We start from the raw sequence: 13,441 nt of genomic DNA, 5'->3' as shown, positions 1-13,441 counted from the left end.
TGGTACAGATTGACTATTGTTTGCTTATATTCCTGGGTGTATTTCGGATTTTTTGAAGACATTTTTTATTCCTCCTTTTTCTGTCTTCTATTTTATCATACTTGTCCACTTTTTTATTATATATCCATGTGTCCCGTGCATTACAGATAAATAGTTCACTGCAAGGGTGGATGGCACGGAACACAAAGCCCGTCCCTCTTGCGGAGAAGGGATGGGTGATTACTATGAAGAAGATAAGTATTATCTTATTATCCGCAGTACTGGTCTTTTCAATGGCTGCCTGTAATGGTGGTAAGGAAAAGGCTGATAATCAGACAGAGAAACAGACGGAAAGCGTAAAGCCAACTGAAGAAGTAGCAATGGCAACGGAAGCTGTCACAGAGGTCACAACCGAAGCTGGAAGTGATGAGACAGAGAAAGATATTGCCGAGGCTAAAGATTCAGAAGAGAAGACTGATAAAGAAGATAACCGATCCGCAGATAATAAAACTGCTTCAAAGCAGGAAGAAAAGCCAAAGCAGAATGACGAGCCGGAACAGAAAGCTCCTGTAAATGATAATGAGGAAGCTGGCGGAAATCAGAGTAATGCAGGTAATGGTGGTCAGACTACAGACAGTCCGAAAGACAATGTGAGCAACCCACAGCCTGCATCCGTGGCATACAGTCCACAGAATGTTGTGTCACTTGCAACAGCAAAGTGTCAGGCAGGAGGAATGATTACCACACAGCAGAATTTACAGAACCATTTGAATGATGGCAGTATCACGCAGGAAGAGTACAATGAGTATTATCCTTACGATGGTATGGAAGGCTCTTATTATAGTGTGTTTGTAGAGACAGACCTTAACAAAGCAAGTACCATTGATGGACAGCGGTTATCATCTGAGGATGCAATCGCAGAATATATTGCAAGTATGTTACTTTTGGAAACAGATCCGGTATTCTACATCAGTTATGATGGAGTTTACACGACAGGCGGCACAGACTATTACGAGTTTCGATGTCACAGATAAATAAAAACGAATAGAAGCAGAAGGAAGAAAGATGTAAGCCATAAACTTATGTCTTTCTTTTTTTATGCGTAAATTAAGGAGGAAAGAGCACATGAAACAGAAACTAAAGCGTTTTATGGCAGGATTTATGGCTATGCTCACACTGGTTGGAACACTCTTTACGAATGGTACAACAGCATTTGCAGCCAGTCCGCAGGCAAATATTGCGTTCTGGAATGCATCAGTCAAAAATTCCGGAGAAGTAAGTGAGCTAAAGCCCGGATTTAATCATGGCAAGATTCTGTATTCAATTCTTGACGGAAATTCGGCATATTGTATGAATTTCGGATTAAGAGCAGATGGCGGTCAGCTTATGAACAGCTACGATGATGCAAGCACATCAATGTCAGCACAGCAGAGAAAGCTTTTAAGTTACTGCCTTTATTATGGGTTTAACAGTACACAAAAGGCGGCACCAAGCAACAGCCAGTGTGATGAGTATATCGCAACTCAGGCAATGGTATGGGTAATTGTAGCAGATATTTTTGGAACTGGAAGTGGTGATTCGGCAGCGAGAAAGCTCTGCAACACAGCACCAAGTCCTGATTCTTCATACAGTTATTATGAGAGACTCAGGGACAATATCAGCAGCTCCTACAATGCAACACTTCCAAGTTTTGCATCACGCAGAACCAGTGAGGCACCAACTTATGAGCTGAAGTGGAATGAGGGAAGTCAGAGATTTGAAACAACATTATATGACAGCAATGGTGTTTTATCGGATTTTGATTTTGGCATCAGCGGATATTCTGTTGATAAGAATGGCAACAGTATTACCATATCTTCAACGAGTGTGAATACTACAGCTACAACAGGAACATTCACATCCAATGCAGGCAAGGTTGAGACAACATCAAGCTGTGTATTCTGGCTTACAGGAAAAAGCGGATATCAGGAGTTTATTTCTGAAAGACCGACAGCAGATCCTGTCAAAGCCTATATCAAGGTCAAGACAGAGAACATCGGATATGGTGAGCTTACAAAGACAGATGAGTCAAGCGGAGTGAAGCTTTCCGGTGCAGTTTATGGAATCTATTCTGACAGCGGATGCACAAACAGAGTACAGACCATGACAACAGATGGAAACGGATATGCAAAGTCAGCTGCACTTGTTGCAGGCACTTATTATGTAAAAGAAATTACCGCACCAAAGGGATATGTCCTTTCCGGTAAGGTTCATACACTTACTGTAAAAGCAGGACAGACAACGGGAATCTCTGCAACAGATAAAGAGCAGCTTGGAGCAATCACAATCTACAAAGAGGGTGAGGTGCTTAGCTCATGGAATGGAAGCAATTTCACCTATGAGAAAAAGAAGCTTTCCGGAGCAGCATTCAAGGTAACTGCCGGGGCAGATATCTACAAGGCAGATGGTACAAAGGTGTATAGTGCTGGCGATGTTGTAGCAGAAAGCCTAACAACAGGAACTGACGGACAGGTGGTATTATCTGACCTTCATCTTGGAACTTATGTGATTACTGAGATTAAGAGCATTGACGGATATACAATCAATACCACACCTCAGACAGTAGCAGTTGAGTATAAGCACCAGACTGTGACAGTCCAGTATGAATCAACTACGATTGAGAATACAAGACAGAAAGCGGATGTATCTGTCGTAAAGAAGGACTCTGACACAGAGAACCCTCTTGAAGGCGGCAAGTACACACTTTATGCCGGAAATGACATCAAAAACTATGCCGGACAGGTTATTGTGACAAAGGGTACAGCTCTTGAGACAGTAACTACAGGTGAGGACGGAAAGGCAAGCTACAGCGCGGATCTGCCAATCTCTAACGGATATTATGTATCAGAGACACAGGCACCATATGCGTATATCAGAAACAGTAAAGATGTTTACAGCTTCAATTTCAATGTATTACCTGAAACACAGGCAAAGGCATCATTCAGTCATACATTTGTGAATGACAGAACGACAGCAAAGATTCATATCTACAAGGTAGACAAGGAATCAGGCAAGGCAGTTGCCCAGGGAGATGCAAGCCTTGAAGGTGCAGTTTATGGTCTTTATGCAAGAAACGATATCGTGCATCCGGACGGAGCAACAGGAGTCGTATTCAAAGCAGGTGACCTTGTAGCAACACTTACAACAGATAAGAATGGAGAGGCAGAGGTCAATAACCTTTACCTTGGAAATTATTATGTAAAGGAAATCACTCCATCAGAGGGGTATCTCTTAGACGAAGAGGAACATGATGTGGTATGTGATTATGAGGGAGACCTTGTAGCAGAGGTATCAAGAAGTACAACTTCAGCAGAGCAGGTAATCAAGCAGCCATTCCAGCTTATCAAGGTATCTGACAATGGCGATGATACTGAAGCAGGACTGCTTGCAGGTGCAGAGTTTACAGCTTATTTGAAATCATCTTTACCTGTAAAGGCAGATGGAAGTTATGACTTTGACAAGGCATCTCCGGTTGTAATCGGGGAAAACGGAGCAACAACAATCACATCCGATGACAAGGGGCATGCAGTTTCCATTGCAATTCCTTATGGAACTTATGTGGTAGTTGAGTCAAAGACTCCGCATAACATGAAGACGATCAAGCCATTTGAGGTAAAAATCAGCGAGAACCATCCTGACAAACCTCAGACATGGAGAGTATTCCTTGACAGGGAGTTTACTGCAAAGCTTCGTGTAATCAAGAAGGATTCCGATACAAAGCAGACAGTACTTGTGCCAAATGCAGAGTTTAAAATCTTCAATATTGATAAGAACGAATATGTAAAGCAGTACACAACTTATCCGTCAAAGGTAGAGCATACTTCATTCTTTACTGATGAGGACGGAGATTTAATCTTACCGGAGGCACTTAAAATCGGTAACTACCGCATTGAGGAAGTGTCTGCACCATTTGGATATGTTGTAAATGATAAGTATGTCAACATCTCGGTTGATACTGATACAGCATTTGAGACAGATGGTGATACAAATGATGCAATCATCACCGTGGAATATTCCGATGCCCCTGCAGTCGGAGAGCTGACTGTAGAAAAGAAGGGAGAGGTACTTGACGGATTCAAGGGTGGACTTCTTGCAAGCTCATATGAGAAAGAGTTTGTTTATAAGGAAGGCTCACTTGCCGGAGCAAAATTCAAAGTTTATGCTGCGGAAGATATTTACACAGCAGACAACCAGAAGGATGCAGACGGAAACCGCATTAAGTATTACAGCAAGGGAGACCTTGTGACAACTCTTACAACTGGCAAGGATGGAAAGGCAACAGCAAAGAATCTTCCTCTTGGACAGTACAGAGTTGTGGAAGTGGAAGCTCCATACGGATATGTATTAAATCCGAATGAGCAGAAAGTGACATTCACATATGTGGATGATAAGACACCTGTTATCAAGGAAAGCCTTACTTTCTCAGATGACAGACAGAAGCTTGATATGTCAGTGACTAAGCTTGATGCAGAAGATAACACACCGATTGCAGGTGCAGTATTTGGTCTTTATGCAGATGAGGATATCAAGAATGCTGATGGCAGAGTTATTATCGAGAAAGGCACACTTCTTGAGAAGGCAACATCTGATGAGAATGGAAAGATTGCTTTTGTTAAGAATTATCCATTTGCAAAATATGTTGCAAGGGAGCTTGTAAAGCCTGCCGGATATGTGACAAATGAGGAAGCAGTAAACTTTGATACAAAATATCAGGGACAGGATGTTAAGACTGCTGTATATAACAGCGAGTATAAGAACACTCCTACAACCTTTGAGTTTACAAAGACAGATATCACAAGCGGTGCAGAGCTTACAGGTGCAACACTTACTGTACTTGATAAGGATGGAAATGTGGTAGACACATGGACATCTGATGCTAAGGAAGCACATGTAATCAAGAGACTTGTAGTTGGAGAGATTTACACTCTTCGTGAGGAATTTGCTCCTTACGGATATCTCAAGGCAGCAGATATCCAGTTTACAGTTGAGGACACAGGCAAAGTGCAGCATGTAGAGATGAAGGATGAAGTTCCTACAGGTTCCATCGTTATCAATAAGGACGGCGAATTTGTAACAGATACCACTCTTATGAAGGGGTACTGGTACGACTTTATCTTCAATTTCTTCAAGGACAGCCTTGCAGGAGTAACTTTTGATGTATATGCAAAAGAGGATATCGTAAGTGCTGACGGACTTGACACTGTATATCATAAGGCAGGAGACAAGGTGGCAACCATCGTGACAAATGATAAGGGTATCGCAAGAATTGATGACCTTCCACTTGGCAGATATTATCTTGTTGAGACAAAGACCATTGATGGATTTGTATTAGATGATACACCGATTGAAGCAGACCTTTCCTATATCGACCAGAATACAAAGGTTGTGTTTGCAGGAATGGATGTGACAAATGAGCGTCAGAAAGTGCAGATTACTGTAACCAAGACTGATTCAGAGACTAAGGAAGCACTTGAGGGAGCAGTATTCGGTTTATTTGCGAAAGAAGACATTGTGAACAAAGATGGCAAGGTAATCGTAAAAGCTGATACACAGATTGAGAGAACAGTAACAGGCAAGGATGGAAAGGCTGCATTTACCTCTGACCTTCCGCTTGGACAGTATTATGTCAAAGAGATTGAGGCCCCAAAGGGCTATGTGAAGTCTGATAAGATTTTTGATGTGGATGCTTCATATCAGGGAGATAAGGTAAAGGTTATCGAGTTTGAGGCAGCATTTGAAAATGCACCTATTAAGGTAGAAATTTCAAAGACTGATATCACAGGAGAGAAAGAGTTGCCTGGAGCAAAGCTTTCAGTAATTGATGCTGATGGAAAGCTTGTAGAAAGCTGGACATCTGAGGCTGGAAAGACTTATATGATCGAAAGACTTCCTGTTGGAAAGTACACACTTCGTGAAGAATCAGCTCCTTATGGATACAAGGTGGCGAAGGATGTGACCTTTGAGGTAAAGGAGACTGCCGAGATTCAGAAGGTATCCATGAAGGATGAGCAGGCAGTAGGTAAGATTGTCATTGAGAAAACTGACAAAGTAACCGGAAAGCCGATTGAGGGTGTTGTATTTGAAGTAAGGGATAAGGACGGAAAGGTGCTTGATACACTCACTACTGACAAGAATGGTCATGCAGAGAGCAAGGAGCTTCCTATCTGTACTTACAACGAGGATGGATCATTCAAAGAAGATATCCATTATACAGTTGTTGAGACTAAAGCAGCTGACGGATATATCCTTGATGAAACAGCTCATGATGTAACTCTTCGATATGATGACAATGCACCGGATGTTGTTGTAACAACTCTTAAGCTTGTCAATGTACCGACAGAGCCTAAGCTTCCACAGACAGGCGACAATGCAAATCCGCTTCTTTATCTTGGAATTGGTGCACTTGCACTTATTACAGGTGTTGGAGTCGGACTTCGTGGAAGAAAGAAAAAGAATAAACAGTAACAATTAACCTTGCGGGGAATGTAAGCCAGTGACTTATGTTCTCCGCTTTTTTGATTTGGAGGACAAACAGTGGTAGGAGAAAGAATCAGATATTACAGAAAACGACAAAAAATGACACTCAGGGAACTGGGCGAGAAAAGTGGTTTTGAAAATAGAGGTGATGTAAGAATTGCCCAATACGAAAATGGTTCAAGAGTTCCAAGGACGGGAACGTTGAACAGGATTGCAAAGGCACTTGGCATTCCGCCGGAAGAATTATTCTGTGAGGACTGTAGAAAGTGCATGTTTCTCAAGAATTATTACAGAAAGAAAAGAAAATCTCATACCACTTTTGATATGGGAATCGAAGAAGACAACAGTTACAGAGAACACAAAAATCCCGAGGATGAAGGGATTTTGTATGACAATTTAGATTAAGGAGGAACCGTAATATGATGAATTATGAGATTTTTAAGGAAGTAGTAAAAGAAAAGTTTATGGATTATATGCCTGAGAAGTTCAAAGGAATGGAGCTTGTGGCAGAGCCAGTGGAAAAGGTGAATGTGACTCTTGATGGCATCATCTTAAGAGAAGAAGGCAGGAACATTTCGCCTACGATTTATATCAATGACATGTATAAGAAGTATCAGGACTGTGGTGATCTTGAGGAAACACTTATGGCTGCATGTGACTTTATGGAAAGGGCATATGAGCAGGCTCCGGTTGTTGATGTGGACAGCATTATGAGAGATGCTAACGAGAAGATTGTATTCCAGCTCATCAATACAGAGCAGAATAAGACCTTTTTGGAACAGGTACCTCACAGGGAGTTCCAGGATCTTTCTATTGTGTACAAGATAATTATCAGTGCCGATAAGGATGCGGTGCAGAGTTCAAAAATTACAAATGAATTTGCAAAAAGACTTGGGATGAGCGAGGAACAGCTCTTTAAGTGTGCTGCTGAAAACACAAGAAGGCTCTTTCCACCTGTAGTACGAAGCATGAATGACATTATGAAAGAAATGTTCGCAAGGGATGGGATGCCACAGGAGATTGCAGATATGATGATAGCCGAGATTCCACCGGAACAGACAATGTGGGTGATTTCCAATGAAAAGGGTATCAATGGCGCAGCATCCATGCTTTATGAGAATGAGCTTCATGAGCTGGCAGAGAGTTTAGAGAGTGACCTTTATATTCTCCCTTCGAGCGTGCATGAGGTTATTGCTGTATCTTCAGATATGGGAAGCCCTGAGATGCTTGCACAGATGGTAGTTGAGGTAAATATGCAGGAGGTGTCTTTGGACGAGAGACTTTCCAATCAGGTATATCACTATGATAAGGATTTAAGAAAACTTACCCTTGCAACTGATACACCGAACAAGAGACTTGATGGTATCGTTGCAGAACCTCCCCTTGTATATGATGCGAAGGAAAAGTCCAGATAGGAGGCAGTTATGGAGCAGGAACTTACAATGGAAGAACTCATTGCTCTCATAAACAGCCAGAAAGGTGACTTTGTTATCCGTGTCGAGTTTGGAGAGGAGGCGGTGTCTGATGCCAAAGAAGAATGACTTCAAGCTTGATGTGGTTTCGGTAAGACTTGTAAAGGATGCTCCGATTTATTCGGAGCACACCTTTAACAATCCGGCGGATATAGCTGCTGTCATGGGAGACTGTATGTGCCAGTTTGACAGGGAAGTAGTGTGTGTGGTCAATCTAAGGTCAGATTTAAAACCTATCAATGTGCATTTTGCAAGTGTTGGCTCTTTAAATGAGGCAATGGCACATCCGAGAGAACTGTTTAAATCAAGTATCTTAAGCAATGCTGCAAGCATGATGTTAATCCATTGTCATCCATCCGGGAACGTATTCCCAAGCAAGGCAGACACGATGATGACGGATCGCATGAACAAGCTGTGTGAGCTGATGGGAATACCTCTCATTGACCATATCATAGTCGGTGGAGACAATCGTGAATTTTTCAGTTTCAGGGAAAAAGGCATGATTGATAATCCTAAGATTACCCTGAGCACAGATTACCGGACACTTGATATCAAGTCACCGCTTGTAGCAGAGCAGGGAAAGGCAAGGTGAAAGCATGGATGGAAGATTTACGGATGAAGAGCTTGCCATAGCAAAGAGTGTTGACCTGTGTGCAGTTGCTGAAAGCCTTGGGTATACAGTAAAGAGGATTGGCAAATACCACACTTTAAAGGAGATGGATTCCATCCGTATCTATAACAGAAGCCATTGGTACAGATGGTCAAGGCAGTTTGACAAAGGCAACAATGGCGGCTCACAGATAGATTTCTTACGGGTATTTTGTGGAATGAGTGTAAAAGAGGCTGTGTTCTGGCTTTTAGATTTCGCAGGATACAAAAGAATTGAGAAGCCTGTAAAGCAGCCTCTTGTTCATCAGGTATCGCAGAAGCAGGCAGAGGAGAGAAAGCCATTTGTCCTACCGGAACCGGCAGGAGATAATTCCTATATTATTTCCTATCTGAATCAGGAGAGAGGAATCAGCAGAGCAGTCATAGATCTGTTTTTAAAAGAAGGACTGATTTATGAGAGCAGGCATTACCACAATGTTGTTTTCAAAGGAAATGATAAAAATGGAGTGACAAGATTTGCAAGTATGCGGGGAGTGTTTGATAAGCAGGGCAAGCCATTCAAGTGTGATGTCACAGGAAATGATAAGAACTATGGATTTAATGTGGTAAATGTTAACAGTACAGAGCTTGTAGTATTTGAGGCTGCAATCGACCTTATGAGTTATGTCGATATCTTCGCGGATTATGAATCAAATAAGCTGGCACTTGGGATGCTTGCAGATGCACCACTTGAGACTTTTCTTCGGGAACATCCGCAGATTACTTCCATCCGGTTCTGCCTTGATGGAGATGAGCCGGGGAGAAAAGCAGCAGCTGAACTTATGAGAAAGTATTATGAGCTTGGATATGAGGTAGAAGACTGTCCGCCACCTGCCGGATATAAGGATTACAACGAGTGGCTTGTAGTGGCAAAGCTTAATCTGAACAGGATGAATAAGCGAGCAGATGAACCAGTCAGGGCATGAGAAAACGGATTTTGATGTGTGGGGGCAGAAAGCGCCCCCAAAACAGCAAAGTGGGGGCAGAAAGCGCCCCCAAAATGTCAAAGTGGGGGCAGAAAGTGCCCCCACAATTTGGACACGAGAAAATCCGGACTGAAGTAAAAATAAAAGTGGGGGCGGAAAGCGCCCCCAAAATAACAAAGTGGGGGCAGAAAGCGCCCCCAAAATAGCAAAGTGGGGGCAAAAAGCGCCCCCACTTTCATAAACAGAGGGTTTTAGGGAGATTTTCTCCCTAACTAGATGGCATTAGGACAGAGATGTCTCTAATGCGTATCTAGCCGTAAACCTAAGAGATTCAGACAGGCGTGTGGGTGGAAGAGATATACAAAACACGGATAAGGGAGGTGCAGGAAAGCAATGGATAAAGAACTTACAATAATCACAGAACCAGAGGAACTTATTGCCTGGGCAGACACATTTGATATCTTACTAAACCCTTCGATAGAAGATGCTGCAATTCTGCTTAACTATATGGAAGGACATGATTATGCCATTGGCATAGATTCAGATGGGAAGATGTACAGGCAGGATATTGCTGAAGAGAATGGCGAGATAGAACCATATTTGATTGATGATGTTATAGATATTGTCTGTGAATGGAACTATGAACTGATACTTGATGCGGAAGCACACAGGAGTGATCCAAAGGATTTTAACGACTATAACGAGTATCAGAGCAAGTATGAAAGTCTGAAAGCAGATGAAAAGAGACTGGACAGATTGTTTGATAAAACCAGTTATGGTAAGGAACTTATAGAAGTTGCTACAGAGCTTGCAGACAGGGTTATTGCCCAGCTGGGTAATAAAGAACTGGAAAAAGCTGCTGTAACAGTAGCAGAAGGAGTAAGAGAATACAGTACGGGTAAGAGAGGAAGGTGATTCTATGGCTGATAAAGTTCATTGTATAAGGAAAACACTAAGACTTATGCCACAGGAAGCGAAGGTACTTTCTGATAAGGCAAAGGCAAATGGAATGAATGAAGCCGAATATATCAGGCTTCTAATCAGTCAGAAACCAAATGACTATCCGGAAGTAAGGAAACTTCTTAAAGAGCTTATCAATGAGATAAACCGAATCGGCATTAACATCAATCAGATTGTATTTAACAGCAATGCACAGCTGTATTCCAAGAAAGATAAGGAACAGCTTGTGGCATATATGAAAAAGCTGAATCAGTCTGTCAGCGAGGCGGTGGTAAAGATTGGCAATCAGTAAGATACTTCATATGAAGGACAGCGGGAATTCTTTTCATGCAAGGCATTTGAAACGGGCACTGGATTATGTGATGAATCCTGAGAAAACGCAGGGAGGAAGACTTGTGGGAGCTATAAACTGCCAGGCAGATATGGCTTTTGAACAGATGATGGATACAAAGAAGCAGTTTGGAAAAACAGACAAGCGACAGGGGTATCACATCATTCTTTCTTTCAAAGAGGATGAGGTGGAACCGGATAGGGCTTTTGAGATAACACAGAAGTTTGTAGCAGAATATCTTGGTGATGCCTATGAAGCGGTATTTGTGGTTCATGATAATACAGACCATGTTCATTCACACATTGTATTTAACAGTGTAAGCTTTGTGGATGGGAAAAAGTATCGCTACGAGAAAGGTGACTGGGCAAAGTATATCCAGCCAATTACCAATAAGCTGTGTCAGGAGTATGGTCTTTCCATTATAGATGTGGAGGATGGCAGCAAAGAGAAACAGCACGAGAATTATAAGGATTGGAGCGAATATCGTGAAGGCAGCTTTGTGTGGGCAGATATGATAAAAAGAGATTTTGATGCCTGCATTTTACAGGCAAATGATTTTAGTGGATTTCTGGAGCTGCTGTCGGAAAAAGGATATGAGGTCAAGCAGGGAAAGTATCTGGCAGTCAGACCACAGGGGATGACAAGATTCAGAAGATGTAAGACTCTTGGCGAGAATTATTCACAGGAAGCTATTGTGGAGCGTATTGCGAAGGAAGATTTATCCTTTTACCAGTCACAGAATGAGGAAAGGCAGGCAGCGATAGTAAAGTGCTATGTCAAAAGATACCGCAGGGCGAAGATGTCAGGCTTGCAGAAAAGATATTATGCAAAGCTTTACCGGATTGGAAAGCTGAAAAAGAAGCCATATAGTCAGGTATGGAAGTATAAGGATGATATCCGAAAGATGCATAAGCTGCAGGAGCAGTATCTATTTCTGGTAAGGCATAAGATTGAGAGTGCGGAAGAACTTGTATCGGTACTTGATAATCTGACGGATAAGAAAAAAGAAGCATCAAAGGAAAAGAGTAAGACCTATAAGGCTAAGGAGAGATTCAAAGATATTTTTGACAAGGCTGAACAGATCCGGGGGCTTGATGATGCGGAATCGTGTTATCAGAGTGGGGATACCTTTTTTGAAGATGAGCACAATGCATGGGAAAGGCTTAACACTGAGCTTCTGGCACAGGGATACAGTGTGGAAGAGGTCGAGAGTCTTAGAAAAAAATATGAGAGCAAGTATGCACAGGACTGTAAGGCAGAACGGGCGGTATCAAAGGAACTTAATCTTGGAAGATCAATATGGAAGGAACTTACGGTATCAGCTTCGGCAGAAGAGAAGCAGTATGACAAAGAAACAATAAGAGACAGAAAAGAACAGCCGGTACGTTAGGCTGTTTTTTTTAGTGGTTAGGAGGCATATATGGAAGAAAAAAGAGAGCCATTAAGTGAAATGGCGATTGAGAGAAAGATACAGATTCTTCGTAATAAGCATATGGACAGTGAGGTTATTGCTCTTGTCAAAAGCGATTATGAATATGGACTGACTGATGATGAAATCGGTCTGTATCTTAACAAAAGTTATGACATTGAGCAGATGAAGGTGTTATCAAAATGTCTGCATAAGGGTGTATCAGAAGAGTTGTTAACGCTGCTGAAAGATAGCAGGATGGCAGCACCTAAGATGCAGACAGCATTGGATTACTATGAAAAAGGTGTGCCGATTGATGCAATCAGAGAGGTAGTCCAAAAAGATGATACAGCAGTAAACATGCGCAGGATGTTTGATGTGGTATTAGAAAAGCTTAATAAAGCCAAAGAGCAGATGCCACAGGATTTAGAGTATGTGAAAAGTCTTGTAGCTCAGATGGATGAAGTGGTTGCAAAGATTAATCATCAGAATGAAAGGTATGATGCCCTGAATAAGAAGCTTTCTGAAATAGAAACTTCCAAAGATGACGAGGAAGTCAGGGAGCGTCTGGTCAAGGAGAACCAGGATAAGGACGCTCTTATCAACAGTCAGCAGAATGAACTGAATAAGGCAAGCAGTACGATTGCAAGACTTAGGGATGATATTGAGAAAAAGGATAAGGAGATGAAGCGTATGGGAGACAGAATAGAGTCATTGGAAGATAAGATCATAAGTGTTGCCACAGAGAATAAGAAAGAGGCAGAAAGTAAGGCAGAGCCGCAGGAAAGCCAGTCCGTATCACAGGCAGATAAAAAGATGGTTGATACAGTTGCAGTTCCTCAGAATATGCAGGCTGTGGCAAATGGAATTCCGGTCTATTATCAGATTCCGGTAGTTGATGGTACTGGAAATGTGGTGCAGAGACTTCCGATTGAGCGAAGTGTGAGAAAGAGCAGCAACAGCGGAGTGGCAAGTCTTTTTGCAAGACTGTCATTTAAGAAAAAGTCAAGAGCAGACATTGTAAAGCTGGTTGCATCGGGAGACCTTGTTCCGGCGCAGCTTGTGCAGATTAAGAGTGCAATAGAAAAGGGACTTACTGAGTCACAGCTTGTAGAGCTTATAAACAACAACATTTCAGCGGAAAAGATGAAGGAGATCATTGAGATTGCTGTGCTTGAAAACAGCATGGCAGATTAGGAGG

Annotated in this window: 10 protein-coding genes; all 10 read left to right on the top strand. The window is 42.1% G+C overall.

Annotation, left to right across the window (positions count from 1 at the left end; all coding sequences use genetic code 11):
- Nucleotides 1–224 precede the first annotated feature (224 nt).
- The 10 genes from C9914_RS10575 (at nt 225) to C9914_RS10525 (ending at nt 13,437) form a co-directional block, all read left to right on the top strand.
- On the top strand, nt 225–1,013 hold the full coding sequence (locus C9914_RS10575) for a hypothetical protein (RefSeq protein ID WP_242950293.1): 789 nt from the start codon (nt 225–227) through the stop codon (nt 1,011–1,013).
- Nucleotides 1,014–1,104: 91 nt separating this feature from the next.
- On the top strand, nt 1,105–6,483 hold the full coding sequence (locus C9914_RS10570; RefSeq protein ID WP_172622379.1) for a SpaA isopeptide-forming pilin-related protein: 5,379 nt from the start codon (nt 1,105–1,107) through the stop codon (nt 6,481–6,483).
- Nucleotides 6,484–6,552: 69 nt separating this feature from the next.
- On the top strand, nt 6,553–6,900 hold the full coding sequence (locus C9914_RS10565; RefSeq protein WP_055306798.1) for a helix-turn-helix domain-containing protein: 348 nt from the start codon (nt 6,553–6,555) through the stop codon (nt 6,898–6,900).
- A gap of 14 nt (nt 6,901–6,914) precedes the next feature.
- On the top strand, nt 6,915–7,910 hold the full coding sequence (locus C9914_RS10560; protein WP_106765275.1) for a DUF5688 family protein: 996 nt from the start codon (nt 6,915–6,917) through the stop codon (nt 7,908–7,910).
- A gap of 109 nt (nt 7,911–8,019) precedes the next feature.
- Nucleotides 8,020–8,559 (top strand): JAB domain-containing protein, encoded by a 540-nt coding sequence (locus tag C9914_RS10555; protein WP_004611525.1) that lies wholly within the window; start codon nt 8,020–8,022, stop codon nt 8,557–8,559.
- A gap of 4 nt (nt 8,560–8,563) precedes the next feature.
- Nucleotides 8,564–9,541 carry a DUF3991 and TOPRIM domain-containing protein gene (locus tag C9914_RS10550; protein WP_106765273.1) on the top strand — a complete coding sequence of 326 codons (978 nt, stop codon included), beginning with the start codon at nt 8,564–8,566 and terminating at the stop codon, nt 9,539–9,541.
- Between the two features lie 393 nt (nt 9,542–9,934).
- Complete coding sequence (locus C9914_RS10540; protein WP_106765270.1) at nt 9,935–10,456, top strand: multidrug transporter; 522 nt, start codon at nt 9,935–9,937, stop codon at nt 10,454–10,456.
- Between the two features lie 4 nt (nt 10,457–10,460).
- Entirely contained in the window at nt 10,461–10,793 is a 333-nt protein-coding gene (locus C9914_RS10535) for a plasmid mobilization protein (RefSeq protein ID WP_055262787.1), read from the top strand.
- Entirely contained in the window at nt 10,780–12,222 is a 1,443-nt protein-coding gene (locus tag C9914_RS10530; protein ID WP_330394026.1) for a relaxase/mobilization nuclease domain-containing protein, read from the top strand. The genes C9914_RS10535 and C9914_RS10530 overlap by 14 nt, the downstream gene beginning before the upstream one ends.
- A 30-nt stretch (nt 12,223–12,252) precedes the next feature.
- Nucleotides 12,253–13,437, top strand: coding sequence for a hypothetical protein (locus C9914_RS10525; protein ID WP_077326144.1), 1,185 nt, complete (start codon nt 12,253–12,255; stop codon nt 13,435–13,437).
- The last annotated feature ends 4 nt before the right edge of the window (nt 13,438–13,441 follow it).

It is taken from the genome of Pseudoruminococcus massiliensis (assembly GCF_900291955.1).
In the GTDB taxonomy this organism is placed as follows: Bacteria; Bacillota; Clostridia; order Oscillospirales; family Acutalibacteraceae; genus Pseudoruminococcus; species Pseudoruminococcus massiliensis.
The sequence above is the reverse complement of the archived record's forward strand: the minus strand, read 5'-3'. Positions and strand labels throughout refer to the sequence as shown.